The following is a 25,756-nucleotide window of genomic DNA, read 5'->3' as shown; positions in this document are numbered from 1 at the left end:
GGACGCTCCGACGCTACGCCGGGCGCCTCGGACAGCACAGGGCCTTGCGCGAGTCGTCGTCACCCGCAAGCGACGAGGGCGGGCGAGGATCGGCGGAACCGCGGGCGAGGGCCGGCTCAGCCCGCGGCGAGGTCCTCCCCGTTCAGACGGCGGCGGTACTCGCTCGGGGACAGTCCCGTCTCGGTCGCGATCGCGCGCCGCAGCCGCTCGGGCGACGAGAAGCCGGAGCGCCGCGCGATGTCGCTGAGCGGGAGGATGCTCGACTCCGGCGTGCCGACCAGGCGCAGGGCGTTCTCGGTGCGGACGTCGGAGATGAGCCTGCGCAGGGTCGAGCCGCGCTCGTCGGCCACCGCGCGCTGCAGCGTGCGCAGGCTGACCCGGCAGCGCCGCGCCACCGTGCTCGGGTCGAGCGTCGGGTCGCTGTAGTCGGCCTGGATGACCTGCAGGGCGGCCTCGACCATCTCGTGCAGACCGAGGCGCTCGCGCGAGCCCTCCTCCCGCTCCGAGCCGAGCAGCCGGGCGAGTCGCAGGACGGTGCCCTCGAGGTACTCGGCCTGCACCGGGTTCTCGGGGTCGAGCTCGGCCAGGAACGCCCGCAGCATCGTCCGCGCGGTGTTCGTCGTCGAGGTGGCGGGGACGAGCCGCACCGGATCGGCGCGACGGCGCTCGGAGACGCCGTTGTCGGCGCAGAGCACGAGGAAGCGGGCCGGACGGGACGTGCGGACGACGACCGGATCCTCCGAGGAGAGGGCGAGCCCGCCCTCCTCGACCTCGAGCAGGCCGGACGACGTGTCGACGGCGAGGACGCCGTCCATCGGCAGGAGGAAGACCGAGGAGCCGTCGACGGCGCTCGCTCCGGGCCAGCGGACGGCGAACGGCGTCGAGACGACGTGGACCACGCGGACGCGCTCGGTCGCGGCGATGGCGAGGTCCATCCGGAAGCCGGACGTCGTCGGCACGGAGACGTCCACCGTGCGGCGCAGTGCCACGGCGCCCGCTGAGCCCCGGAGCCGCACGGCGCGGGCTCCGGCACTCAGCGGGACGCAGAGCGGATTCAGATGGGAGGGACGAGGGATCACGAGGGCGACTCCGATCGAAGAGGAGCGGACGTCGAGGAACGTTCGCCTTCGGAGCGTAACAAGAAGTGAGAGAGTCTCGCCATTCCTGAGCGAAGCTCGAGCCTCCCCTATTGGAGGGCCGAGGTGAGCCGCGCCAGATTGTCGAGGATCGTCGAGCGCAGCGGCTGCTGGCGCCACTCGCGCAGTGTCAGTTCGCGGGAGTGCTCCCGGTAGTCCTGCTGCACCTCGCGCAGGTCCTCGACGAAGTCGGAGCCGCGCACCATCAGCGACACCTCGAGGTTGAGCGTGAAGGAGCGCATGTCCATGTTGCTCGAGCCGATCACGGCGACGTCGTCGTCGATGGTGAAGTGCTTCGCGTGCAGGATCGTGGGCTTGCGGTACATCCAGATCCGCACGCCGGCGGTGAGCAGCGTCTCGTAGTAGGAGCGCTGCGCGTGGTAGACGACGGCCTGGTCGCCGATCTCGGAGACGAAGAGCTCGACGTGCACGCCGCGGCGGGTCGCGGTCGTGATCGCGTAGAGCATCGCCTCGTCGGGGACGAAGTAGGGGCTCGTGATGATGATCGACTTCTGCGCCGAGTAGAGCAGCGCGAGGAAGAGCCGGAGGTTGTTCTCGCCGTCGAAGCCCGGGCCGCTCGGCACCACCTGGCAGTCGATGGTGTCGCGCTGCTGCAGCGCCTCCATCGGCTCGGACTCGCGCAGGAGCAGCTCGTCCGTCTCGCTGTACCAGTCGGTGATGAAGATCGCGTTGATGCCCTGCACCACCGGGCCCTCGAGGCGCACCATCAGGTCGTGCCAGTGCAGGCCGCGGCGGATGTTGCCGCGCTTGTTGTAGCTCGAGTCGACGACGTTCTGCGAGCCCATGAACGCCGCGTTGCCGTCCACGATCAGCAGCTTGCGGTGGTTGCGGAGGTCCGGGCGCTGGTACTGGCCGAGCCACGGGCGGACGGGGAGCATGTACGACCAGCGCGCACCGGCCCGCTCCAGCGCCCTCAGGCGGCGGTGCGTCCCGGTGTAGTAGCCGGGGACGCGGATCGACGCGATGTGGTCCAGCAGGATCCGCACCGTCACGCCGCGGGCGACGGCGCGGTCGAGCGCGTCGAAGAACGGGGCGGTCGTCGCATCGGCGGCGAGGATGTAGAACTCGCAGTGCACGTAGCGGCGGGCGCGGTCGATCTCGTCGGCCATCGCGCGGATGGTCTGCTCGTAGCCGCCCTGCAGGCGGGCGTCGTTGCCGCCGACGAGGGGCATCGCGCCGAGGTTGCGGTTGAGGGTGACGACGGACTCGAGCCAGAGCGGCCAGGGGTGGTCGCGGGCGACCCGGTCGATGCCCTCGGTCGACTCGAGGATGAAGCGGTTGATCTCCTCCTGCTTGCGCCGGCGCTTGCGCGGCAGCCGGTAGCTGCCGATGAAGAGGAAGAGCAGGATGCCGACGTAGGGGATCAGGAAGATCGCCATCAGCCAGGCGAGGCCGGTGGTCGGGCGGCGGTTGCGCGGGACGACGACGACCGCGATCACGCGGACGACGAGCTCCACGACGATCGCGCCGACCGCGAGGACCAGCGACCAGTCGGGGGAGTTCACGCGGGCTCTACGCCGCGTCGCGCGGGGGCAGACCGCGGCGGGCCCGCTCCTGCGCCTCGATGCGGTCGTAGGCGCGGCGCTCGTTGCGGTCCGAGCGGATCAGCGCGCGCATGATGAACCAGAAGAGGAGCCCGATGGTGACGGTCGGCACGAGTGCCCACAGTCCTTGATTCCACAGCTCCCAGTCCATGGGGGCGATCCTACCCGGCCCGGCCGGGAGCGGGCCCGGAGCGGCCGCTCAGCGAACGGGCCGGACGGACCGGTCCCCCGGCCGCCCGGCGCGGTTCAGCTGCTCTCGATCGACTGGTTGAGGGCCGATGCGTCGGCGTTCAGCCCCTCGAGCTCGGTGCGCAGACCGTCGTACACCGCGATGTCCGCGTCGATCGCGGCGCGGGTGGCGTCGATCGCCTCGCCCCGCGCGAGCAGGTCGGCCCGCTCGGCGTCGAAGGCGGCGTCCGAGGCGAAGTCGCCGCTGTCCGCCCGGGCGTTGAAGGAGTCGATCTCGGCGTTCAGCGCGTCGTACTCCGCGTTGTTGGCGTCGATGCGCGCGGTGAGGTCCGCGTACATCGCGTCGATGCGGGCGACCAGCTCGGTGATGCGGTCCTCGAGGTCGGTGAAGACCGCCTCGTACTGGGCGTTCAGGCCGACCACGACCGATCGGTCGGCGAAATACTCGGCGTAGTGGGCCTCGAGCGCGGGCGGCAGGTCGGCGACCTCGGTGCCGAGTATCGAGTGCAGCTCGTTGACGCGCTCGCCGAGGCCACCGGTGCGGTAGAGCTCCAGACGCTCGGCGATCGGGCCGTCCTGCGGCAGGGCGGCGTAGGCCGCCTCGAGCTGCGCGCCGACCTCGGCCTGCTCGGCGGCGTCCATCCGGACCCACGCGGCGTGCAGCATCTCGTGCGCGGCGGTCACGTCGCGGATCCCGTCGAGGTCGGGGTTCTCGACGTCCGAGATGTAGATGTCGCTGCCGGTGTAGCAGCCGAGCACGATCTCGTCCGAGGCGCCGTAGCCGCAGAGCGCGTTGAAGCCGGCCGTCGGCTCGACCGAGGGGTTCGAGGCGTAGTAGAGGGCGCGGCCGCGGGTGGACATCGCGGTGCGGTCCGCGAAGCCGGTGATCGTGGCGTCGGGGGTGAACGACTCCGCCGCCCGCTGATCCGCCAGCGCACGGCCGACATCGGCGGAGTCGACGAGCACCGAGCCGGCGACCGCCGCGCCCACGCCGAACTGCGCGAGGGTGAGGACGCCGGCGACGACCGTCGCGACGATGCTGGATGCCCTGACCACGCCTCGAACCTACTTGACCAGCGGGAAGAGGATGGTCTCGCGGATCCCGAGACCGGTGACGGCCATCAGCAGCCGGTCGATGCCCATGCCCATGCCGCCGGTCGGGGGCATGCCGTGCTCGAGCGCGCGGAGGAAGTCCTCGTCGAGGCGCATCGCCTCGTCGTCGCCGGCCGCGGCCTGGAGCGCCTGCTCGACGAAGCGCTCCCGCTGGACGACCGGGTCGATCAGCTCGGAGTAGCCGGTCGCCAGCTCGAAGCCGCGGACGTAGAGGTCCCACTTCTCCACGACGCCCGGGATGCTGCGGTGCGCGCGCACCAGCGGCGAGGTGTCGACCGGGAAGTCCATCACGAAGGTGGGCCGGACGAGGTCGCCCTTGACGAAGTGCTCCCAGAGCTCCTCGACGTACTTGCCGTGGGTGGGCACGTGCACCTCGACGCCCTCGCGCGCGGCGAGCGTCTCGAGCTCGACCAGCGGGGTCTGCGGGGTGATCGCGATGCCGGCGGCCTGCGAGAGGCTCTCGTACATCGAGAGGCGGTCCCACTCGCCGCCGAGGTCGTACTCGGTGCCGTCGGCCCAGGTGACCACGTGCGAGCCGGCGACGGCGAGCGCCGCGTTCTGGATCAGCTCCTGAGTGAGGTCGGCGATGCTCGAGTAGTCGCCGTAGGCCTGGTACGCCTCGAGCATCGCGAACTCGGGCGAGTGCGTCGAATCGGCGCCCTCGTTGCGGAAGTTGCGGTTGATCTCGAAGACGCGCTCGATGCCGCCGACGACGGCGCGCTTGAGGTAGAGCTCCGGCGCGATGCGGAGGTAGAGCTCGGTGTCGAAGGCGTTCGAGTGCGTGGCGAAGGGGCGGGCCGAGGCGCCGCCGTGCATCACCTGCAGCATCGGGGTCTCGACCTCGAGGAAGCCGTGGTCGACGAAGGTCTTCCGGAGGGACGCGTTCACGGTCGACCGGGCGATCACGGTCTCGCGGGCCTGCGGCCGCACGATCAGGTCGAGGTAGCGCTGGCGCATCCGGGTCTCGTCGCCGAGCTCGTTGTGCAGGTTCGGCAGCGGGAGGATCGCCTTGGCCGCGATGCTCCACTCCGACACCCAGACGGAGAGCTCGCCGCGCTTGCTGGAGAGCACCTCGCCGGCGACGAAGAGGTGGTCGCCCAGGTCGACGAGCTCCTTCCAGCTCGCCAGCGACTCCTCGCCGACGTCGCCGAGCGAGACCATCGCCTGGATCCGCGAGCCGTCGCCGGCCTGCAGCGTCGCGAAGCAGAGCTTGCCGGTGTTGCGCTGGAAGACGACGCGGCCGGCGAGGCCGACCCGCTCGCCGGTCTTGACGTCCGGCTCGATGCCCTCGTGGCGCGCGCGGACCGCGGCGATGGTGTCGGTGACCGCGACGGACACCGGGTAGGCGCCGCCGCCGAGGTCGTCGCCGGCCAGCTCGATCAGGCGCTCGCGCTTGGCCAGGCGCACGGCCTTCTGCTCGGAGGCCTCCTCGGGCGTGGGCTCGGACGGGGGCACGGGGGCGCCGGGAGTGTCGACCATGTCAGAACGCGGGTGCTTTCGGTTGGAGGCGGCGGGCGCGATCAGGCGAGCAGGATCGGGCCGTTGTCGAGGAGCCGGGTGGAGCCGACGACCGCGGCGACGAGCACGAGGGCCGGGCCGCGGTGGTCGTCGTCGACCGGCAGGAGCGTCGCCGGGTTCGCGACGACGAGGTAGTCCAGCTTAACCAGCGGCTCGCCCATCGAGGCGGACTGCGCGGCCGCGATCACGGCGTCGATCCCGCGGTCCGCGGCGGAGGCCGCGGCCTCGAGCAGCAGCGGGATCGTCCGGGCGGCCCGGCGCTCGCGGGCGTCGAGGTAGCGGTTGCGGCTGGAGAGCGCGAGGCCGTCCTCCTCGCGGACGGTGTCCACGCCCTCGATCGCGACGGGCAGATCGAGGTCGCGCACCATCCGGCGGACGAGGAACAGCTGCTGCGCGTCCTTCTGGCCGAACATCGCGACGTCCGGCTGGACGATGTGCAGGAGCTTCGAGACGACGGTCAGCATGCCGTCGAAGTGGCCGGGGCGCGAGCGGCCCTCGTAGAGCGAGCCGACCTTCCCCGCCACGACGCGGGTGGAGGAGGGGCCGTCCGGGTACATCTCGGCGACACTCGGCGCGAAGACGTGGGCGACGCCGCGCTCCTCGAGCAGGGCGACGTCGGCCGCGAGGTCGCGCGGATAGCGGTCGAGGTCCTCGTTCGGACCGAACTGCAGCGGATTCACGAAGATCGACACGACGACGACGTCCGCGATCTCCCGCGCCCGGTCGACGAGCGCCAGGTGCCCGTCGTGCAGGGCGCCCATCGTCGGCACGAGGGCGATCCGCGCCCCGGCGCGCCGCGCCTCCTGCAGGGTCTCCCGGAGCTCGCCGATGCGTTCGATGGTGCTGATCACCCGAGAACCCTACCGGCGGTGCGGAGTCCGGTGATCGAGGAGCCCGCGCAGCGGGCGTATCGAGATCCACCAGCGTCAGAGCAGAGGTCTGCAGACGCGCACTGCTGATGACGGTGGGGCTCGATACGCGCCTGCGGCGCTACTCGACCAGCATCGGGCGCGCCTGCGGCGCTCCTCGGCCGGAGGGCGGCGTCAGCCGGCCGCGCGGCGGAGGGCGTCGTCGACGGAGGAGCGGACGAGGCTGGAGAGGAAGAAGCCGGGCTTGTCGACGCCGATGCCGGCGAGGAGGCCGGCGGCCTGCTCGACGATGGCGGTGGAGAACGTGGTCGCGGTCGAGACGGCCTCGGCGTAGGCGGGGCGGTCCGCCTCCGCGACGGTGACCGGCTCGCCGCCCATCTCGACGACGAGGGCCTGCGCGATCGGCAGCACCGGGCCGGGCGCGGTCACGGCGAAGTACGTCTCCGCCAGGCGCGCCAGGTCGAGGCTGGTCCCGGTGAACGTCATCGCCGGGTGCACGGCGAGCGGGATGACGCCCGAGGCCAGGGCGGGCGCCAGGACGCCGAAGCCGTGCTCCGCCGCGGTGTGCAGCACGAGCTGCCCGGGCTGCCAGGCCCCGGTCGCGGCGAGGCCGGCGACGAGCGCCGCGATCTCGGCGCCGGGGACGGCGATGATCACCAGCTCGCTCCGCTCGACGAGATCGGGGATCGCGAGCACCGGAGCGCCGGGCAGCAGGGCGTCGACGCGCTCGCGGCCGGTGTCGCTCGTCGTGGCGACGCCGACCACGGCGTGCCCGGCGTTGGCGAGCGCGGCACCGAGCACCGGGCCGACGGGTCCGGCCCCGATGATCCCGACGCCGAGGCGTCCGTCGCGGCGGGCGTCAGGCATACGGGTCCCCCTCGGGTGCGGCCCACGCGTCGCGGGGCGTCGGAGCGGCGGCGGCCCGCCGCCCCCAGTGGTGGCTGGCGTCGCGCTCGGCCGCGGCGGTTCCGGCGCGACCCACGCTCTCGAAGAAGGCGACTCCGTCGGCGACGCTCATCACCGGCACCAGCGGCGTGACCGGACCGGCGACCGTGTGCACGCGCGCCGAGGCCAGCCCGAGCATCCGCTGCAGCGGCCCCTGCTGCACGCCGACGCTCTGCATCCGCGCGAGCGGGACGACCGTGACGCGGCGCCAGACGGCTCCGCTGCGCAGGACCACGACGTCCTCGGCCAGCCGGAAGCCGGTGCGCCGCCAGGAGAAGGGCCGGAGCAGCATCGCCGAGCGGGGCGCGCTGGTGAAGCCGGGGGCGTCCCGGCGGCGCAGCGCGTCGCCGACGGGGGTCGCCTCGGCGCCCTCGTCGTCGCCGGGCAGCAGCAGCGCGAGCACGCGCTCGACGGCGGCGAGGTCGCCGACCGGGAGGATCGTGGTGTTCGGCTCGCCGTTCGCACCGCGGGACGCCGCGTGGCCGGCCCGGTCGATCTTCACCTGCCACCAGCCGAACGGCCGCCAGAGCAGCGGCTGGGTGATCTCCACCGCGTGGATCCGGCCGGGTGGCAGGGTGTCGCTGCTGGTCGAGAGCACGCCGTAGCCGACGCGCACGCCGTCCGGCGTCGCGGCGATCGAGTAGCGCAGCGAGCGGACGAACTGGCGGATGTAGTAGCTGCCGGAGCCGATCAGGCCGGGCAGGATCGCGATCAGCACGTAGGGCGAGCCGTAGACCGAGGTGAGGACGACGGCCACGATCGCCACCACCAGGAAGACGGTGAAGCCGCTGAACACCAGGGAGCCGAGCAGCCGCCCGGGCGGGATGGAGACGACCGACTCGGGCGCAGCCTGCTCCTCCGGCTCGGCGAACTCCTCCAGCCGGCGCGCGAGGAAGCCGCCGGCCGGCGCCTCCCCCGCGACCGCCTCCCGCTCGCGCACCCCCGACGCCAGCCGCAGGATGTCGCGCCGCAGCGCATCGACCAGCCGCGAGCCGAGGTAGGAGAGCTGCACGTTCGCGTCCTGCCCGGCGACGCTGACCTCGAGCTTGGCCGCGCCGAAGAGCCGGGCGAACAGCGGGCGCTGCACGGCGATGCCCTGGATGCGGTCGAGCCGCGCGCGTCGGTTGGTGCGGAACAGCACTCCCGAGCGCACCTCGACGATCTCGTCGGTGATGCGGAAGGTGTGCATCCGCCAGGACAGCCAGAAGGCGAACACGGCGACGGCGAGACCGGCCGCCACGGCGAGCAGCGCCCAGCCGATCAGCCCGCGATCGATCAAGGCGTCGACCGGGTCGCCGCTCTCGTAATCGCCGGGGCCGGGGAGGAAGAGCTCGAGCAGGCGCTCGCGGAGGTTGGTGATCAGGATGCCGAGGACCACCAGCAGGCCGATCCCGCCCTTGAGCACGGGCGTCGCGGGGTGCAGGCGGTGCCACTCGCCGTCGGCGAGGTCGGTCTCGATGCCGCGGACGGCCGCAGGAGCCTCGCTCACAGGCCGGCCCGGCGCGACTCCGCCAGTTCGACGAGCCGGTCGCGCAGCTCCTCCGCGTCGCCGTCGACGAGCCCGGGGATGCTGACACCGGTCGCCGCGGCGGCCGTCACGAAGCGCAGGTCGGCCAGGCCGAGGGCGCGGGCGAGCGGGCCGCGGTTGACGTCGATCAGCTGCATGCGGCCGTAGGGCACCGAGACGAAGCGCTGGAACATGATGCCGCGGCGGAAGAGCAGGTCGTCCTCGCGCAGCCGGTAGCCGTACGCGCGAGCGCGGCGGGGGGCGACGATCAGCAGCGTGACGGCGAGGATCGCCGCTGCGAGGACGAGGATCCAGGCCCAGTCGACGCCGATCAGCAGCAGGAAGGTCGGCACGGCGAGGAGCACCACGCTGGAGACGACCGCCGAGACGACCTCGACGGCCACGTACTTCGGCGAGACGCGCCGCCACGGACCGGCCAGGTCGAGGCGGCCACCGGTCGCGCGCTCGGGACCGACGGAGTCGAGCCCGACGCCCTCCGGCCGGACCGCGTCCGGCTGAACCGCGTCACGCACGGGCCGGACCGACTCGCGCTCCTGCTCGAGCGCCGCCTCGCGGCTCCGCGCCTCACGCCGGCTCAGCGGCTCCGGGTTCAGCGGCTCCGGGCTCAGCGGCTCCGGAGCGGCCGCGGGGGTCGCCTCCTGGTCGTCGGCCATGATGACGTCCTCCCTGCCTGCGTCCGAGCGGGCGTCGGCGTCAGGCGTGGTTCACCTCGCCGACAGCGGGGTCGTCGTCGTCGGTCGGCGGGATGGTGCACAGGTGCTCGGCGACCAGACCGGCCACCAGCAGGACGATCGCGCCGACGATGGCGGCCACGTCCTGCCACACGGAGCCTAGCGAAGGCACCACGGGCCGGCTCAGCAGGTAGACGAGCACCCCGCCGGAGGCCCCGAGGAGCAGAGCGCCGACGAGACTCGACGCCTTGGCCAGCACGACGACGCGCATCGCGCGGAACGGGTCGAGGGGGCGGCGGAGCGTCCCCTTGGTCGCCCGGTGGATCGGGATCGCGAAGCCGATCACGAGCGCCGCGACCACCACGAGCGTCAGCGGGACGGTGAGCGGCGGGATCAGCACCGGACGTCCGGCGGAGGCGATGGCCAGGTCGATCAGGAAGCCGGCGACGGCGCCGACGAGGGCCAGGCCGAGCAGGGAGCTGATGCGGGTGCGCTTCACGGAGTGCTGCTCTCGGGGTCGGTGCGGCCGGGGGCGGGGGCGGTCTCGGAGGTTCGCGGGCGCCGCCACGCTATCGCCTCGGGCCGGTCGGTCACCCGGTCCGTCGCGCGGGCGCGCAGCTCGGCGATCGGGCCGCGCCCCGGCAGGACGGCGTGCGGCTCCACGTCGAACCACGGCTCGAGCACGAAGGCACGCTCGCCGGCGCGGGGGTGCGGGAGCGTGAGGTGCGCGTCGTCGCGGACGACCCCGCCGACCGCGATCAGGTCGATGTCGAGCGTGCGGTCGCCCCAGCGCTCCTCGCCGTCGCCGCGGATCCGGCCGCCCGCGCTCTCGATCGCGGCGGTCGCGGCGAGCAGGTCGTCGGGCTCGAGCGTCGTCGATCCGATCACGACCGCGTTGAAGTAGGCGGGCGCGTCCTCGTCGACGCCGTCGAGCTTCCACGCCGGCGACTCGACCACCTTCGAGACCGCGTCGAGGCGGAGCCCGGGCGTCGTCGCGAGCGCGCGGACGGCGGCCTCCAGGTGCGCGAGCCGGTCGCCCAGGTTGCTGCCGAGGGCGAGGACGACGCGGCGCTCGGGCAGCAGCCGCTGCTGCCGCGGCCTCACCGGCGGACCCGGGTGATCTGCACCGCGACGTCGTCGAACGGCAGCGGGATGGGGGCGTCGGGCTTGTGCACGGTGATCCGCACCACCTCGGCGGCGGCGAAGCTCAGCGCGACCGCGGCCAGGCGCTCCGCGACGGTCTCGATCAGGTCGACCGGATCGCGGGTGACGGCGTCGGCGAGGGCGATCGCCAGCTCGCCGTAGTGCACCGTCTCGGCCAGCGCGTCGCCGCTCGCCGCGGGAGCGAGGTCGAGCCAGACCGTGGCGTCGATGACGAAGTCCTGGCCGTTCTCGCGCTCGAAGCCGAAGACGCCGTGGTGCGCGCGCACCCGGAGGCCCGTCAGGGTGATCGAGTCGCGCAACGCGAGCGCGGCGGCGTCGAGGGTCGGCGGGGTCGCGGCGGAGCGGGCGGGGTCGGTCACGGGAGCTCCTCCTGGAGGCGGGCGCCGAGCGCGAGGGCGCGGGCGCTCGAACGGACGTCGTGCACCCGGACGCCCCAGGCGCCGCGGTCGACGGCGGCGAGGCTCAGCAGCGCCGTCACGTCGTCGCGCTCCGCCGCGGTCGAGCCGGCCGGCGCGAAGGGCGCGAGGAAGCGCTTGCGGGAGTGGCCGACCAGCACGGGCAGGCCCAGCGAGACGATCGCGTCGAGGTGCGCGAGCAGCGCCCAGTCGTGGCCGCCGTCCTTCGCGAAGCCGAGTCCGGGGTCGAGGATCAGGTGCTCGTCGCGGATGCCCGCCGCGCGGGCGGCGTCCACGCGGCGCTCCAGCTCGGAGCGCACCTCGGCGACCACGTCGGCGTAGGAGGCGAGCTCCGTCATCCCGGCGCTGTGACCGCGCCAGTGCATGGCGATGTAGACCGCACCGCGCTCGGCGACCAGCGGCAGCATCGCCGGGTCGGCGAGCCCGCCGGAGACGTCGTTGACGACGACCGCGCCCGCGTCCAGGGCGGCCTCCGCCGTCGCGGCGCTCATGGTGTCGATGCTGACCCGGACGCCCTCGGCCGCGAGAGCGCGGACGACGGGCAGCACCCGCCCCTGCTCGGCAGCGGCGTCGACGCGCGCGGCGCCGGGCCGGGTCGACTCCCCGCCGACGTCGACGAGGTCGGCGCCGAAGGACGCGGGGCCGTCGCCGGTGGGGCGGGTCATCCCGAGTCCGTGCTCGACCGCGTCGTCGACGGACAGCCAGCGACCGCCGTCGCTGAAGGAGTCGGGGGTGACGTTGAGGATCCCGAGGAGCGCGGCGCGGTGGCCGGGTGCGAGATCGGTGACGGCGAGGCCCACGTCAGGCCTCCCGGGCGGCGCCGATCAGCGCGATGATCTCGGCGCGCGCGGCGGGGTCGGCGAGGGTGCCGCGGGCGGCGACGGTGACGGTCGAGCTGGCCCTCTGGCGCGCGCCGCGCAGCCGGACGCAGCCGTGCTCGGCGTCGACGACGACCAGCACGCCCTCGGGCGAGAGGCCGGCGTCGAGGACGTCCGCGATCTGCTCGGTGAGCCGCTCCTGCAGCTGCGGCCTGGACGCGACGGTCTCGACGACCCGCGGGAGCTTGCCGAGGCCGACGACCCGCTCACCCGCGCGGTAGGCGATGTGCGCGACGCCGGCGAAGGGCAGAAGGTGGTGCTCGCAGACGGAGCGGAAGGCCAGGTCGCGGACGACGACCGTCTGGGTCGCCGGCGGCTGCTCCCCCTCCTCGACGACCGCGAAGGTCTCGGCGAGGTGCGAGGCGGGGTCGAGGTCGAACTCGCCGAAGAACTCCTCGTACGAGTCGGCGAAGCGCTGCGGGGTCGTCGAGAGGCCCTCGCGGCCCGGGTCCTCCCCGATGGCCGCGAGGAGCTCGGCGACGGCGGCCTCGATGCGCGCCCTGTCGACCGGCACGGTGCTGCTACGCCGTCGTCGGGCGCGGGTTGATCAGCGGCGGCCGCTGCGGGGCGGCGGGCTCGGAGCTCTCCGAGACGACCGCGCCGTCGGTGGCGCCGGCGTCGATCGGCGCCTTGGCCGGCGGCATGGCGATCGGCGGGAGGTCGGAGAGCGGGCGCTTGTCGCTCGAGAGCCACTGCGGGCGCTCGTCGATCTTGCGGACGTCCTTGAAGATCTCGGCCAGCTGGTCGTGGTCGAGGGTCTCCTTCTCGAGGAGGTCGGCGGCGAGGCGGTCGAGGATGTCGCGGTTGGCGTTGATGACCTGCCAGGCCTCGTCGTGCGCCTGCTCGATCAGCTGCCGGGTCTCGAGGTCGACGCGCTCGGCGACCTGCTCGGAGTAGTCGCGCTGGTGGCCCATGTCACGGCCGAGGAACATCTCGCCCGAGGAGGAGCCGAGCTTCACCGCGCCCACGTTCGAGGACATGCCGAACTCGGTGACCATCTTGCGGGCGATCGAGGTCGCCTTCTCGATGTCGTTCGAGGCGCCGGTGGTCGGGTCGTGGAAGACGATCTCCTCCGCGACACGGCCGCCCATCGCGTAGGCGAGCTGGTCGAGCAGCTCGTTGCGGGTGGTCGAGTACTTGTCCTCGAGCGGCAGGACCATCGTGTAGCCGAGGGCTCGGCCGCGCGGGAGGATCGTGACCTTCGTGACGGGGTCGGTGTGGCGCATCGCCGCGGCGGCGAGGGCGTGGCCGCCCTCGTGGTAGGCCGTGATCAGCTTCTCCTTGTCGCGCATGACGCGCGTGCGGCGCTGCGGACCGGCGATGACGCGGTCGATCGCCTCGTCGAGTGCGCGGTTGTCGATCAGCTGCGCGTTCGAGCGGGCGGTGAGCAGCGCGGCCTCGTTGAGGACGTTCGCCAGGTCGGCGCCGGTGAAGCCCGGGGTCTTGCGGGCGACGACCTCGAGGTCGACTCCGCCGGCCAGCGGCTTGCCGCGGCCGTGCACCTCGAGGATCTTCTTGCGGCCGAGCATATCCGGGGCGTCGACGCCGATCTGGCGGTCGAAGCGGCCCGGGCGCAGCAGCGCGGGGTCGAGGATGTCGGGGCGGTTGGTCGCCGCGATCAGGATGACGTTGGTCTTGACGTCGAAGCCGTCCATCTCGACCAGGAGCTGGTTGAGGGTCTGCTCGCGCTCGTCGTGCCCGCCGCCCATGCCGGCGCCGCGGTGGCGGCCGACGGCGTCGATCTCGTCGACGAAGATGATGGCCGGCGAGTTCTCCTTGGCCTGCTGGAACAGGTCGCGGACGCGGCTCGCGCCGACGCCGACGAACATCTCGACGAAGTCGGAGCCGGAGATCGAGTAGAAGGGGACGCCCGCCTCACCCGCGACGGCGCGGGCCAGCAGGGTCTTGCCGGTGCCGGGAGGGCCGTAGAGCAGGACGCCCTTCGGGATCCGCGCGCCGACGGCCTGGAACTTGGCGGGCTCCTTGAGGAACTCCTTGATCTCGTGCAGCTCCTCGATCGCCTCGTCGGCGCCGGCGACGTCGCCGAACGTGACCTTGGGCGACTCCTTCGAGACCAGCTTCGCCTTCGACTTGCCGAACTGCATGACGCGGTTGCCGCCGCCCTGCATGCCCGAGAGCATCAGCCAGAAGAACGCGCCGATCAGGAGGATCGGGAGGAGGAAGCCGAGAGCGGAGAGGAACCAGTTGGTCTGCGGGACCTCGTCGTCGTAGCCGTCGGACGGAGCAGCGGTGGTGACCGCGTCCACGACCTCGGCGCCGCGCGGTGCCACGTAGTAGAACTGCACCTGCTTGCCGTTGTCGCCGTCGTCCTGCGCGAGGGTCAGGTCGACGCGCTGCTCGCCGTCGACGATCTTCGCGGAGTCGACCTTGCCGTCGGAGAGGAGCTGGAGCCCCTCCTGCGTGCTGATCTGCCGGAAGCCCGACATCGTGATCAGCGAGGAGCCGATCCAGACCGCCACGATCGCGAGGACGACGTAGAGAATGGGACCCCGGAAGATGCGCTTGACGTTCATGAATGTTGCGGGCGCAGGCCCGGCACCTTTCTGACGAGGAAATGTGAGTGTCAGGCTACCTCCCGCTCTCTGAGCGCGCGCCACGCGTTCGCCCTGGGCGGAGGAAGCGCGGGCTGGGCGCGGGGCGGCGGCGTTCGGCGCGCGGAACGGGCTCCCGACACTGCCTGCCTGCTGATCGAGTGGCCCGCGCAGCGGGCGTATCGAGATCCACCAGCGTCAGAAGACGAGGCTTCAGACCCGTCCTGCTGATGGCGGCGGGTCTCGATACGCCGCTGCGCGGCTACTCGACCAGCATGCTGGGCGCCACCGCCGCAGGCGTCCTCCGGTCACGCCGTCTCGCAGCATGCTGCGCGCCGCCGCAGCCGGCGGCCTCCGGTCAGGCCGTCTCGAGGAGGGGCTCCGGGTCGCGCAGCGCCGGCGTCAGGCCGCGGCGGCGGCGGGCGGCGGCCAGCACGGTGACGGCGAGGGCGCCGAGCAGCCAGAGCGAGAGCACCAGCACGGCGTTCGCGACGCCGATGCTGCCGCCGGCGATCAGGGAGCGGAACGCCTCGACCGTGTAGGTCAGCGGCAGCACCCCGTGCACCGCCTGGAAGAAGGCGGGCGCCGTCTCGATGGGGTAGGTGCCGCCCGCCGAGGAGAGCTGGAGCACGATCAGCAGCAGCGCGAGGAAGCGGCCGGGCGCGTCGAGCAGGGCGATCAGCGCCTGGTTGATCGCGACGAAGGTCAGGCTGGTGAGGACCGCGATCCCCATCAGCGCCGGGAGCTGCGCCATCTCGACGCCGACGCCGAAGCGGATCACCAGCGCGGCGAGCACGCCCTGCGCCACCGCCATCAGCGCGCCGGGGAGGTAGCTGCGCATCGCGATCACCCAGGCGGGCCGGCGGGCGGCGAGCAGGCGCTCGCTCAGCGGCGCGCTCATCAGGTAGAAGGCGAGGGCGCCGACCCAGAGCGCGAGGGCCATGAAGTACGGCGCGAGTCCGGAGCCGTACTCGGGCACGCGGTTCAGGCGCTCGGTGTCGAGAGCGACGGGGGCCGCGGCGACGGCGCTGAGCGCGTCCGCCTGATCCGACGTGTAGGACGGGACGTCGGCCGCCCCGTCGGCCAGCTTCCCGGACAGCGTCTCGGAACCGGAGGCGAGGGAGTCGACCCCTGAGGCGAGGCTGCCCGCGCCGGTCGCGGCGTCCGCGCTGCCCTGCGCGGCGGAGTCGGCACCGGTGGCGAGGGCGTCGGAGCCGGAGGCGAGCGAGGCGGTGCCCGAGGCGAGCGCTCCGGCCCCGCTCGCGGCGGAGTCGAGGCCGGTCGTCAGCGGGCCGACGCTGCCGGCGAGGGTGCCGGTGCCGGCGGCGACCTGCGCCGCTCCGGAGTCGAGGGAGGCGGCGCCGGTCGCGAGGGACTGCGCCCCGGTGCTGAGCGACTGCGCGCCGGAGTCGGCGGAGGCGGCTCCGGAGGCGAGCGACTGCACGCCGGTCGTGAGGTCGGCGGCGCCGGAGGACACGGAGGCGGCGCCCACGGCGAGCGCGGTCAGCCCGCCCGAGGAGTCGCCGACGAGCGCCGAGGACCCGGCGGCGAGGGTCTGCGCGCCCTGGTCCGCGGCGGTCGCTCCGGACGAGACTCCGGCGGCTCCCGACTCGAGCTGCGTGAGGAGGGCGAGGCGCTCGGTGTCGGTGAGGGTGCCGTAGCCCGCGATCAGCGACCGGAGGCCGGTGTCGACCGTCGCCGCTCCGGTGGCCAGGGCGGGAGTGCTCGCGGCCAGCGCCGCCGAGCCGTCGCGCAGCGTCCCGGCGCCGGCGAGCGCCGCCGTCGCGCCGTCGGAGACGGAGGAGGCGCCCTCGGCGAGGGACTGCGCGCCGGTCGCGGCTGTCGCCGCTCCGGAGGACAGAGCGGCGGTGCCGTCGGCGAGGGTCGCCGCTCCGGCCGCCAGGTCCGCGGCTCCACCGTCGAGGGACTGCGCACCCGTGGCGACCGACTGCGCGCCGGCGTTCAGCGCGGCGGCGGACGACGGCAGCGCGGACGTCCCGTCGGCGAGCTGCTGCAGGCCGGAGGAGAGAGTCGCCGCTCCGTCCGCAGCGGAGTCGGCCCCGGTGCGGAGCGAGTCCGCCCCGGTGGCGAGCTGCGCGGTGCCGTCCTGCAGCTGCTCGAGGCCGACGACGAGCTCGTCCGAGCCGCTCGACGCGGTGGCCGCGCCGTCGGCGAGCTGCGTCGCGCCGTCGGCGGCCTGCTCGAGGCTGTCGTGCACGTCCGTGAAGCCGACGTAGACGTTCTTCAGGTACTCCTCGCCGACCTGCTTCTCGAGGGTCTGCGTGACCGTGCTGCCGATCGTCGCGGCGATGTTGCCGACGATCAGGTTGGCGCCGTCGTTCGTCGCGATCGACAACCGGGCCGCGGTCGCCGCCGACGGGTCGTCCCCGCCGACCGAGGCGACGTCGGCCGAGAAGCCGGCCGGAACGGTCAGCACTGCGTAGACGGCGCCGGAGGCGAGCTCGCTCGCGGCCTCGTCGGCGTCGGTCCGCGTCCAGTCGAAGTTCGAGGCGGAGGTGCTCGTCGTCAGCTCGTCGGTCAGCGCGTCGCCGAGCGCGAGGGCCGAGCCGTCGGCGGCGGTCGCGCCGGTGTCCTCGTTCACGATCGCCGCGGGGACGGTGTCGAGGTGGTGGGTCGGGTCGAGGTTCGCCGAGGTCAGCAGGCCCGCGTAGATCAGCGGGATGAGCGCGATCGCGGAGAAGACGACGACGAGCCGCGGGGAGACGGAGCGCAGACGGTGGAGGAGCCGGGGTGAGCGGCGGGTGGCGGAGGCGGGCATGGTCCTTCTACTTCGAGGAGTCGGGGGCGGGGGCGGTGAGCCGCGGCGATGCGACTCCGGTGACGAGGAGCTCGGCGATCTCGGCCGAGGCGGAGGCGACCGGGCGGCGGTCGTCGCCGTCGAGCAGCCAGCCGACGACGAGCCAGACGGTCCCGGCGGCGAGGAAGACGGCGAAGCGCTCGACCCGGGCGCGGTCGCCCGCCTCCTGCGCGGCCAGCGGCGAGAAGGCGAGCAGCCGCTGGGCGAGGAAGGCGACGACCGACTCCTGGACGGAGCGGGCGGTGCCACCGCTCAGCGCGCGGCGGTAGAAGTCGGCGTGCTCGAGCAGCCCCGAGAGCAGGCCGCGGACGACGCGCGGCACCGCGGTCTCCCAGTCGTCCTGCGGCGAGGGCGGCACGACGGCGGCGAACAGCGCGTGCATGCGCTCGAGCGCGGCGGCCTCGACCAGCGAGGGCACGTCGCCGAAGTGCTGGTAGAACGTCGGCCGGCTGACGCGGGCGGCCGAGCAGAGGTCGGTGATCGACGGCTGGTCGTCGCCGGGGTGGTCGAGCGCGACCGTGATCGCGGCGATCAGCTGCTCGCGCGAGCGGGCGAGGCGGGGGTCGGTCATGGTGCCTCCTTTACGTTCGTAACTTACATTACATCCGTAAAGGACTTTGGGGGAAGCGTCCCCCGTTGAGCGAGCAGCCGCGTCGCTCTCATGCTGATCGAGTAGCCCGCGCAGCGGGCGTCTCGAGATCCACCGTCACCGGACGTCGAGTCTGCAGACCTCCCTGCTGACGACGCCGGGTCTCGATACCCCCCTGCGGGGCTACTCGACCAGCATGGTGGCGCTCGGAGCGTCAAGTGGTCGGTGCCGCTCCGTCGGGCTCGGCGGCGAGGATCGTCGCGATCTCGGTGGTGTCGATCACGAGGGTGTCGTGCGGGGTGAGGCCCGGGCTCTTCGGGGTCGGCACGGGCAGGCGGACGAGCAGCGCGCCGGGGTCGACGCTGAAGCGGCCGCTCGTGGTGCGGCCGATCGGGTCGCCGTCGAGCTCGGCGAGCACGGGCTGGTCGAGCGAGAAGGAGAACTCGCGCCCCGGCCACTGGTGCAGGGACGCGAGGCCGTTGCGGTTGCCGGTCGCGACGTCGAGAGCGAGGCCGAAGCGGCGGCGCAGCAGCACCAGCTCGAGGTCGCCGTCGTCGAGGACCGCGCCGGCGGCGAGCTCGATGTTCGCCACGACCGAGCTGCAGTTGCAGGCCAGCACCATCAGGGTGCGGGTCGGCGGCTCCGGCTTCCCGTCGATCGTCAGCGTCACCTCGAAGCCGGCCTTGAACATCACCTCGGCGCCCGCCGCCACGTAGGCACCCCAGCCGACCCGCTTCTTCAGCTCGTCGTCGGTCTTGTCCATGATCTCCGCGTCCAGGCCCACGCCGCCCATCACCATGAAGACGCGCTCCTCGCCGTCGTCGAAGGTCGCCGTGCCGACGTCGATCGCCCGGTCCTGCCCGAGCAGCGCGATCTCGACCGCGTCGGCGAGCGCACCGAGCGGGATCCCGAGGTTGCGGGCGAGCAGGTTGCCGGTGCCGCTGGGCAGCAGTCCGTAGGGAACAGAGGTGCCGCGCAGCACCGAGGCGACCGCGCGCACGGTGCCGTCGCCGCCCATCGCGCAGACGAGGTCGGCGCCCGACTCGAGCGCGGCCCGCGCGGCTCCGGCTCCGGAGTCGTCGGCGCTGGTCTCGAACCAGAGCGGCTCGCGCCAGCCGGCGCGGCGGGCGACCGTGGCGACCACGTCCTGCGCGGCGCCGACGTCGTCGAACTTGCTCGGATTGATGACGACGGCGACCACGGGTCGCGCGGCCGTGGATCTCGCGGAAGGGGCTCTCACGCTCTCAGTCTGCTGTGCCGGGCGCCGGCTCCCGCACCGTGCGCCGCTCGAGGGTCGCCGCCGCCTCCGTCGCGAGGACCGCGCCGAGCTCGGCCGAGAGCGTCGCGGGCAGGGTCGGCGGGGCGTCCCAGCGCGGACCGGCGAGCAGGATCCCGCCGCGCTCGCTCGAGCGCCAGAGGGCGTCGACGCTGCCGGTGACGAAGCGGCGGATCCGCGTGGCGGACGCGGCGTCGACCCCGTCCGCCGTCGCGAGGTCGACCAGGTGCCGGTAGGCGATGCCGCCGAAGAGCGCGCCGTCGCCCGCACCCTGGTCGACGAAGACGCCGTCGGGTGCGAGGCGCGTGAGCAGGTCGTCGGCGGTGCGGGAGGCGTGCGCGAGCAGCCGTCCATCCGGACGCAGCCGGTGCAGCGCCAGCGCCGCGCCGATGTAGACGCCGTGGTTGTAGCTGAACGCCCAGTCGTCGCGGGCCGAGCCGCCCTCGCGGCCGATGCCGTCGGCGACGAAGCCGGTGTCGTCGTCGCGCAGGCGCACGTGCAGCCAGTCGAAGGCGGCGCGGGCCAGCTCCTCGCGGCCGTCCGGGCGGAGGCGCTCCAGCCGGGCGCCGAGGATCGCGAACGGCCCGTTCGCCGGCGCGTTCTTGTAGTCGAGCTGGCGGCGGCGCCAGGCGAGGCTCGCGCCGTGCCGGAGGTTCCAGCCTCGTGCGACCGCGAAGCGCCAGAGCCGGTCCGCGCGGTCGAGCCAGCGCCCCTCCCCGGTCGCCTCGCCGAGGCGGGCCAGCGCGCCGCCGAGCCACATCATGTCGTCGAAGTAGCCGTTGACCAGCCGGCCGCCGTTGCGGAGCCGGACGGCGCGGTGGATCCGCGCGGCGCGCTCGAGGTGCGCGTTGTCTCTGGTGCGCTCGAACGCGTCGACGGCGGCGTCGATCGCGTGCGCGAGCCACCAGTAGTCGAACTCGAGATCCGCGCGCAGCGACGTCGGGTAGCTCACGTGGTAGCCGAGCACCGGCACCGCGAACAGCCGTTCGAGGCTCGACTGCGCCGCGTCCGCGCGGGCGTCGGCCCCGGACCGGTCAGGCGTAGACGTGGGGAGCGAGGATCGCGACATCGCGGAGGTTGCGGTAGCGCTCGGCGTAGTCGAGGCCGTAGCCGATGACGAAGTCGTTCGGGATGTCGAAGCCCACGTACGCGACGTCGACCTCGACCTTGGCGGCGCGGGGCTTGCGGAAGAGCGCGCAGATCTCGACGGACTCCGCGCCGCGGCTGCGCAGGTTGCCCTGCAGCCAGGAGAGCGTGAGGCCGGAGTCGATGATGTCCTCGACGATCAGCACCTTGCGGTCGGTGATGTCGGTGTCGAGGTCCTTGAGGATCCGCACCACGCCGGAGGACTTGGTGCTGCTGCCGTAGGAGGAGACGGCCATCCAGTCCATCACGATGTCGAGCTTGAGCTCGCGGGCGAGGTCCGCCATCACCATGACGGCACCGCGGAGCACCCCCACGATGAGCAGGTTCTCGCCGGCGTAGTCGCGCTCGATGGCGCGGGCCAGGTCGCGGATCCGCTCGTGGATCTCGGCCTCGGTGAAGAGGACCTCGGTGATGTCGTCGGCGATGTCGGCTGCTTCCACCCGGCCACTCTACGGGCGGCGACGCCCTGCGCCCCTCCGCGAGATGCCACTTGTGCACGCCTTCCACGGCGTGTCGCGTGCACAAGTGGCATCTCGCGGGGGGAGATCACACGGGGGCGAAGACGAGAGTTGCGGAGACCCGGGTGGCGCGGACTCCGGGGAGGTCGACGCCCTTCTGGCCGTGCCAGTCGGTGACGAGGGCGGCGACGGCGAGGGTCTGGGTGCGGGAGAGGGCGACGCCGAACTCGTTCTGCACGACGAGGCGGATGATGCGCTGGCGGAGCGCCGGCGGATCGGCGGCCAGGCCGCGGGCGTCGATCGTGACGTGGCCCTCGTCGTTCTGGCCGACGAGCTCGAGCGCCCAGTCCAGCGCCATCGCGTCGAGCGCGTCGCCGTCCTCGCGGAGCTGGTCCGCCGTGCGGGCGAGCGCCTCGGCGACTCCCGGGCCGAGCTCGTCCTCGAGCACCGGCAGCACGGAGCGGCGCACGCGGACACGGGTGTAGCGCGGGTCGTCGTTGTGCGGATCGCTCCACGGCTCGAGGCCGGCGTCGGCGCAGGCCGCCACGGTGCTCGCGCGGCGGATGCCGAGCAGAGGGCGCCGCAGCACCCCGCTCACCGCCGCCATGCCGTGCAGACTCGCCGCGCCCGCACCGCGCGCGAGTCCGAGGAGCACCGTCTCGGCCTGGTCGTCGAGGGTGTGCGCGAGGAGGACCGCCGCGGCGCCCGTCGCCTCGACCGCGTCGTCGAAGGCGCGGTACCTCGCCGTGCGCGCCGCCGCCTCCGGACCGTCTCCGTCCGGCAGCACGGACACGACCTCGCGCAGCACAGGGGCGAGGCCGAGGGCGTGCGCCTGCTCCGATGCGCGTCGCGCGACCTCCGCCGATCCGTCCTGGAGACCGTGGTCGACGATCACGGCGCCGGCCCGCCGACCGCCGCGCTCGGCCTCGAAGGCGACCGCGGCCGCGAGGGCCAGCGAGTCGGCTCCGCCGCTCAGCGCGACGAGCACCAGGGCTCCGGAATCGAGCTCGTCGAGGGTCGCGCGCACCGCGCGCCGGATGTCGGCGACGGCGGGAGTCAGGCGGGGGCGATCGGGCACATCAAGTAACGTTAGGCCAGCGATCCGGCCTGCGAGCGCGCGCGTCCGCGCGCACTCCCCCGGCCGGTCCGACCCGCCGATGCGCCGCCCGCGGCGCCACCGACTCAAGGAGCGAACATGGCCGCATACGACGTCGTCGTAGAGATCCCCAAGGGCAGCCGCAACAAGTACGAGGTCGATCACGAGACCGGTCGCGTCTACCTCGACCGCGTGCTCTTCACCTCCTTCGTCTACCCGACGGACTACGGCTACTTCGAGAACACCCTCGGCCTCGACGGCGACCCCGTCGACGCGCTGGTGCTGCTCGAGTACCCCGTCTTCCCGGGCGTTGGCGTCTCCGTCCGCCCGGTCGGCGTGCTCAACATGAGCGACGAGGCCGGCTCCGACGCCAAGGTGATCGTGGTCCCCGCGAAGGACCCGCGCTGGCAGCACATCCAGGACATCGCGGACGTCCCGGAGCAGACCAAGAACGAGATCAAGCACTTCTTCGAGCGCTACAAGGACCTCGAGCCCAACAAGTGGGTCAAGGTCGAGGCCTGGGGCGACGCGGCCGAGGCCGAGCAGATCGTCCAGGACGGCATCAAGAAGCTGGCCGAAGAGGGCCACTGACCCTCACGGGTCTTCTCACGACGGAACCCGCCCCGTCGAGTCGACCGGCTGCTGCCGGCGCCTCGAGGGGGCGGGTTCTCGTGTCTTCGGGCGGTGCTGCCCGGGCGGCGCTACGCCGTCGGGCGGCCGACCATGCCGGTCGGAGTGCCCCAGATCGAGTGCACGCGCACCGGCGAGTTGGGGTTCGGCGCCTCGATCATCTGGCCGTCACCGAGGTAGATGGCCACGTGGTAGTAGTCGCCGGGCGAGTCGGACCAGAAGAGCAGGTCGCCGCGCTGACGCTGGCTGTAGGGGACGAGCTTGCCCTCGTTCGCCATGGTGTTGTACTGGTTCGTCGCGGAGTGCGTGCCGATGTACTCGCCGGCGCTCGCGTACGACTGCTTGGTGAGACCCGAGCAGTCCCAGACGTCCGGGCCCATGCCGCCGAGCACGTAGCGCTCGCCGAGCTGCGCCATCGCGTAGGAGATCGCGGTCTCGACCTGGTCGACCTGCGGCTCCGGGTTCGCCACCGGGACCGGCGCGGGCTGCGGTGCGGCCGGCTGCGGGAGCTGGACGGCGGGCTGCTGCGCGGGGGCCGCCGGCGCAGCGGGCTGCTGCGGTGCCGGCTGCTGCTGCGGCGCCTCGGGCTGGGGGGCGACCGGCTGCTGTGCGATCGGGGCCGAGGGCTGGTTCGCGGCCGGCGCGGCCGGGCGGGAGCCGGACGAGGCGGAGCCGGACGACGAGCCCGACGAGGGCTGAGCGGCGGCCGGTGCCGCGGCGACGGGCTGGGCGGCCGCAGCGTCGGCCTCGGCCTTCGCGGCGGCTGCGGCTGCGGCGGCCTTGCGCTCCTGCTCGCCGGCGAGGAACGCGGTCTCGATCTCGACGGTGGAGTCCTTGAGCAGGGCGAGCTGCGCGATGAGCTCCTCCGACTTCGCCTCCTGCGCCGCGAGGGCACTGCGGGCGGAGGCGGCAGCGGCGTCGGCACCCGTGCGGGCCTCGTCCGCGGCGTCGGACAGCTTCTGGTGCTCGACGACGGCGACGTCGGCCTGCTCGGCGAGCGACTCCGCGGTCTGCTTGTCGGCGAGGGCGTCGGCGTAGACGCGCTGCGACTGCTCGGAGAGCTGCGACATGGCGCCGAGCTGGTAAAGCAGGTCGCCCGCGTCCTGGCCCTTCGCGACGAGGCTCATCGAGAGGTCGCCGCCGGCGGAGCGGGAGAGGTGCGCGGCGAGGAGGCCGGCCCGCATCTGCGACGTGTGCGCCGTCGACGCCGCCGCGTTCGCGCGGTCCTCGAGTTCGGTGACGGCGGCGGCCGCGGCGTCGAGCGCCTCCTGGGCCTGGCGCCAGGCCTCCGCCTTCTTCATCGCGACGAGCGAGGCGTCGTCGACCGAGGTCTGCAGCCCGCCGATCAGCGCGGTGATCGAGTCGATCTCGGCCTGCTTGCTCGCCTCGTCGGTCTTCGCGTTCTGGACGTCGTCCCACGAGGGGTACGACGGGTCGTCGGCCTGGGCCGGCACGATGCCGAGCGACGCCGTGACGGCCGTCACCGCGAAGGCGGCCGAGACCGCCAGCGGAAGACGGCCCTTCCAGGCCCGCTCACGCGGGGCGGGGGTGAAGCTGCGGGCGGTCTTCTGCGCGTCAACCAAGTGTGACTCCTCGTGCGGCCATGAAGGGCTGAGCGTCGACGGCGGTGCCGTTGACGCGGGTCTCGTAGTGCAGGTGGCAGCCGGTCGAGGCGCCGGTGGTGCCGACGGCGGCGATCTGCTGGCCCGCCTCGACCCGCTGGCCGACGCTGACGTAGATGCCGCCGGGCATGATGTGCGCGTAGCCGGTGCTGATGCCGTCGCCGTTGCTGATCTCGATCCAGTTGCCGTAGGTGCCGAACCAGCCGGCGTAGGTCACCGTTCCGCTGTGGGCGGCGAAGATCGGAATGCCGCAGCCGCCGGCGATGTCGGTGCCGCGGTGGTACGAGCTGGTCGAGCCGCCGCCGGTCGAGAGGCTGCCGCGGGGGCCGAAGGTGCCGGTGATGCGGCCCGAGGCGGGGAGCACCCAGCCGGAGTCGCTGACCGCGGTGGAGCCGCCGCCCGGGGACGGGGCGACCGGGGCGCTGTAGCCACCGCCGCCGCCGGATCCGCGGGAGGGCGCCGCTGCTGCCGCCGCCGCCGCGGCCTCTCGGGCTGCTGCAGCCTGCTGGCGGGCGAGCTCGGCCTGCGCCTGACGGGCGGCCTCCTGCTCGGCGAGGATGCGCTGGCGCTCGGCCTCGCGGGCGGCGACGCCGGCCTCGTAGTCGGCGACAGTCGTCGACTCCGTGTCGCGGAGCGCGGCCAGCTGCTGCTCGAGCACGATGCTCTGGTTCTGCTGCTCGGTGAGCGCGGCCTCCGAGGCGGCCTGCGCGGCCGTGGCCTCGGCGAGCTTCGACTCGGCGGCGACGCGGAGCTTCTCCCTCTCGGCCTGCGCGACCTTCGCCTGGTCGCCGAGCGACTCGGCGGTGTTCTTGGTGGTGCTGGCCTGCTCGTAGATGGCGTTGGAGCGCTCGACGAGCTTCGTCATGTTGCCGATGCGGCCGAGGAGGTCGTCGGCCTTGCCGCCCTCGCCGTCGAGGAAGATGTTGACCGAGAGGTCGGTGCCGGTGGTGCGGTAGAGCTGAGCGGCCAGGAGGCCCGCCTGCTGCGTCGCGGCGTCGGCCTGATCGGCACTGGCGGTGGCCTTGGCCTCGAGCTCGCTCGCCCGATCGGAGGCGTCGTCGAAGTCCTGCTGCGCCGCGAAGTACTCCTCGCCGCGCTGCTCGGCGACCTGCTGCGCCGCCGCGACCTCGCTCTGCAGGCCGTCGATCAGCGAGAGGATGCTGTCCACCTGCGCGGCCGCCGCCTGGGTGTTGCCCTTCGCCGCCTCGACGTCGGCCCAGCTGGGGTACTCGACCGCCTGGGCGGGAGTGGCGACCAGCAGACCCGCGACCAGGGCCACCGCGGCCGAGACGAGGGCGGTGCCGCGGAGACGGCCGATCCGCGGCGCGCCGGAGCGGCGTGCGGGGCGGTTTCGGCGCGAAGAGTGGATCATGGGACCTCGGTGCTGGAGACGGACTACTCCCCCGACGGCGGTGCGGCTCCGTCGCGAGGAAGTGGCGATTCCGACCCACACTAGCCAAGCCCTCCCCGTACGCCTAGGAATCGGCGTCGCCCGTCCGGGGCACAGGCGCGCATCGACGTGCGGGGGCCGACCCGCGATCGGCGCCCCTCGAGGGCCGATTTTGCATATCCGGCCG

24 protein-coding genes are annotated in these 25,756 nt (G+C 73.3%); 1 reads left to right on the top strand and 23 read right to left on the bottom strand.

What is annotated here, in order from left to right; all coding sequences use genetic code 11:
• Nucleotides 1–116: 116 nt before the first annotated feature.
• The 21 genes from MT355_RS00660 to tilS all read right to left on the bottom strand — a co-directional run bounded on the left by MT355_RS00660 (nt 117) and on the right by tilS (nt 21,909).
• Nucleotides 117–989, bottom strand: coding sequence for a helix-turn-helix domain-containing protein (locus tag MT355_RS00660; protein WP_243598149.1), 873 nt, complete (start codon nt 987–989; stop codon nt 117–119).
• A 197-nt stretch (nt 990–1,186) separates the two neighbouring features.
• On the bottom strand, nt 1,187–2,662 hold the full coding sequence (gene cls / locus MT355_RS00655) for a cardiolipin synthase (RefSeq protein ID WP_243598148.1): 1,476 nt from the start codon (nt 2,660–2,662) through the stop codon (nt 1,187–1,189).
• 7 nt (nt 2,663–2,669) lie between these two features.
• Nucleotides 2,670–2,852 (bottom strand): hypothetical protein, encoded by a 183-nt coding sequence (locus tag MT355_RS00650; protein WP_123446793.1) that lies wholly within the window; start codon nt 2,850–2,852, stop codon nt 2,670–2,672.
• Between the two features lie 95 nt (nt 2,853–2,947).
• The gene (locus MT355_RS00645; RefSeq protein ID WP_243598147.1) at nt 2,948–3,946 is read right to left on the bottom strand and encodes a hypothetical protein; all 999 of its coding nucleotides are present in this window, start codon (nt 3,944–3,946) and stop codon (nt 2,948–2,950) included.
• Nucleotides 3,947–3,955: 9 nt separating this feature from the next.
• Nucleotides 3,956–5,482: a lysine--tRNA ligase gene (gene lysS, locus MT355_RS00640; RefSeq protein ID WP_243598146.1), complete on the bottom strand. Its 1,527-nt coding sequence runs from the start codon at nt 5,480–5,482 to the stop codon at nt 3,956–3,958.
• A 41-nt stretch (nt 5,483–5,523) separates the two neighbouring features.
• On the bottom strand, nt 5,524–6,372 hold the full coding sequence (gene panC, locus MT355_RS00635; RefSeq protein ID WP_243581153.1) for a pantoate--beta-alanine ligase: 849 nt from the start codon (nt 6,370–6,372) through the stop codon (nt 5,524–5,526).
• Between the two features lie 192 nt (nt 6,373–6,564).
• A complete protein-coding gene (locus tag MT355_RS00630; RefSeq protein ID WP_132438022.1) occupies nt 6,565–7,257 on the bottom strand; it encodes a Rossmann-like and DUF2520 domain-containing protein in 693 nt (230 codons plus the stop codon).
• Nucleotides 7,250–8,824 (bottom strand): PH domain-containing protein, encoded by a 1,575-nt coding sequence (locus MT355_RS00625; protein WP_243598145.1) that lies wholly within the window; start codon nt 8,822–8,824, stop codon nt 7,250–7,252. The genes MT355_RS00630 and MT355_RS00625 overlap by 8 nt, the downstream gene beginning before the upstream one ends.
• A complete protein-coding gene (locus tag MT355_RS00620) occupies nt 8,821–9,282 on the bottom strand; it encodes a PH domain-containing protein (protein WP_374204632.1) in 462 nt (153 codons plus the stop codon). Before MT355_RS00620 ends, MT355_RS00625 begins: the two co-directional genes overlap by 4 nt.
• Nucleotides 9,283–9,556: 274 nt before the next feature.
• Entirely contained in the window at nt 9,557–10,033 is a 477-nt protein-coding gene (locus tag MT355_RS00615; RefSeq protein WP_132438025.1) for a DUF3180 domain-containing protein, read from the bottom strand.
• A complete protein-coding gene (gene folK, locus MT355_RS00610; protein ID WP_243598143.1) occupies nt 10,030–10,638 on the bottom strand; it encodes a 2-amino-4-hydroxy-6-hydroxymethyldihydropteridine diphosphokinase in 609 nt (202 codons plus the stop codon). The genes MT355_RS00615 and folK overlap by 4 nt, the downstream gene beginning before the upstream one ends.
• Nucleotides 10,635–11,057: a dihydroneopterin aldolase gene (gene folB, locus MT355_RS00605; protein ID WP_243598142.1), complete on the bottom strand. Its 423-nt coding sequence runs from the start codon at nt 11,055–11,057 to the stop codon at nt 10,635–10,637. Before folB ends, folK begins: the two co-directional genes overlap by 4 nt.
• A complete protein-coding gene (folP, locus tag MT355_RS00600) occupies nt 11,054–11,914 on the bottom strand; it encodes a dihydropteroate synthase (protein ID WP_243598141.1) in 861 nt (286 codons plus the stop codon). The genes folB and folP overlap by 4 nt, the downstream gene beginning before the upstream one ends.
• 1 nt (nt 11,915) lies before the next feature.
• Nucleotides 11,916–12,506: a GTP cyclohydrolase I gene (gene folE / locus MT355_RS00595; protein ID WP_123446802.1), complete on the bottom strand. Its 591-nt coding sequence runs from the start codon at nt 12,504–12,506 to the stop codon at nt 11,916–11,918.
• A 7-nt stretch (nt 12,507–12,513) separates the two neighbouring features.
• Entirely contained in the window at nt 12,514–14,526 is a 2,013-nt protein-coding gene (gene ftsH, locus MT355_RS00590) for an ATP-dependent zinc metalloprotease FtsH (protein ID WP_123705529.1), read from the bottom strand.
• Nucleotides 14,527–14,902: 376 nt separating this feature from the next.
• Nucleotides 14,903–17,323: a YhgE/Pip domain-containing protein gene (locus MT355_RS21080; RefSeq protein WP_279391985.1), complete on the bottom strand. Its 2,421-nt coding sequence runs from the start codon at nt 17,321–17,323 to the stop codon at nt 14,903–14,905.
• A 7-nt stretch (nt 17,324–17,330) separates the two neighbouring features.
• Nucleotides 17,331–17,933, bottom strand: a complete 603-nt coding sequence (locus tag MT355_RS00575; protein ID WP_243598140.1) for a TetR/AcrR family transcriptional regulator — start codon at nt 17,931–17,933, stop codon at nt 17,331–17,333.
• Nucleotides 17,934–18,165: 232 nt separating this feature from the next.
• Nucleotides 18,166–19,191: a diacylglycerol kinase family protein gene (locus tag MT355_RS00570; protein WP_243598139.1), complete on the bottom strand. Its 1,026-nt coding sequence runs from the start codon at nt 19,189–19,191 to the stop codon at nt 18,166–18,168.
• A gap of 4 nt (nt 19,192–19,195) precedes the next feature.
• A complete protein-coding gene (locus MT355_RS00565) occupies nt 19,196–20,296 on the bottom strand; it encodes a glycoside hydrolase family 76 protein (protein WP_243598138.1) in 1,101 nt (366 codons plus the stop codon).
• Complete coding sequence (gene hpt, locus MT355_RS00560; RefSeq protein ID WP_123446809.1) at nt 20,262–20,813, bottom strand: hypoxanthine phosphoribosyltransferase; 552 nt, start codon at nt 20,811–20,813, stop codon at nt 20,262–20,264. Before hpt ends, MT355_RS00565 begins: the two co-directional genes overlap by 35 nt.
• A gap of 106 nt (nt 20,814–20,919) precedes the next feature.
• Nucleotides 20,920–21,909 (bottom strand): tRNA lysidine(34) synthetase TilS, encoded by a 990-nt coding sequence (gene tilS / locus MT355_RS00555; RefSeq protein WP_243598137.1) that lies wholly within the window; start codon nt 21,907–21,909, stop codon nt 20,920–20,922.
• A 117-nt stretch (nt 21,910–22,026) separates the two neighbouring features.
• Between tilS and ppa the strand changes: the two genes are divergently transcribed.
• Nucleotides 22,027–22,518, top strand: coding sequence for an inorganic diphosphatase (gene ppa, locus MT355_RS00550; RefSeq protein WP_160090870.1), 492 nt, complete (start codon nt 22,027–22,029; stop codon nt 22,516–22,518).
• Nucleotides 22,519–22,628: 110 nt separating this feature from the next.
• On the opposite strand, the gene MT355_RS00545 is transcribed toward ppa, so the two are convergent.
• On the bottom strand, nt 22,629–24,140 hold the full coding sequence (locus MT355_RS00545; protein ID WP_243598136.1) for an NlpC/P60 family protein: 1,512 nt from the start codon (nt 24,138–24,140) through the stop codon (nt 22,629–22,631).
• A complete protein-coding gene (locus MT355_RS00540; RefSeq protein WP_243598135.1) occupies nt 24,133–25,551 on the bottom strand; it encodes a M23 family metallopeptidase in 1,419 nt (472 codons plus the stop codon). Before MT355_RS00540 ends, MT355_RS00545 begins: the two co-directional genes overlap by 8 nt.
• Nucleotides 25,552–25,756 lie beyond the last annotated feature (205 nt).

It is taken from the genome of Rathayibacter sp. VKM Ac-2929, assembly GCF_022815495.1.
GTDB classification, from domain to species: Bacteria; Actinomycetota; Actinomycetes; order Actinomycetales; family Microbacteriaceae; genus Rathayibacter; species Rathayibacter festucae.
The sequence above is the reverse complement of the archived record's forward strand: the minus strand, read 5'-3'. Positions and strand labels throughout refer to the sequence as shown.

Bases quoted from the DNA above. Each gene is read 5' to 3' on its own strand.
- MT355_RS00650 (WP_123446793.1), bottom strand. From the start codon at position 2,852: ATGGACTGGGAGCTGTGGAATCAAGGACTGTGGGCACTCGTGCCGACC.
- lysS (WP_243598146.1), bottom strand. From the start codon at position 5,482: ATGGTCGACACTCCCGGCGCCCCCGTGCCCCCGTCCGAGCCCACGCCC.
- MT355_RS00630 (WP_132438022.1), bottom strand. From the start codon at position 7,257: ATGCCTGACGCCCGCCGCGACGGACGCCTCGGCGTCGGGATCATCGGG.
- ftsH (WP_123705529.1), bottom strand. From the start codon at position 14,526: ATGAACGTCAAGCGCATCTTCCGGGGTCCCATTCTCTACGTCGTCCTC.
- MT355_RS21080 (WP_279391985.1), bottom strand. From the start codon at position 17,323: ATGCCCGCCTCCGCCACCCGCCGCTCACCCCGGCTCCTCCACCGTCTG.
- MT355_RS00575 (WP_243598140.1), bottom strand. From the start codon at position 17,933: ATGACCGACCCCCGCCTCGCCCGCTCGCGCGAGCAGCTGATCGCCGCG.
- MT355_RS00565 (WP_243598138.1), bottom strand. From the start codon at position 20,296: ATGTCGCGATCCTCGCTCCCCACGTCTACGCCTGACCGGTCCGGGGCC.
- ppa (WP_160090870.1), top strand. From the start codon at position 22,027: ATGGCCGCATACGACGTCGTCGTAGAGATCCCCAAGGGCAGCCGCAAC.
- MT355_RS00540 (WP_243598135.1), bottom strand. From the start codon at position 25,551: ATGATCCACTCTTCGCGCCGAAACCGCCCCGCACGCCGCTCCGGCGCG.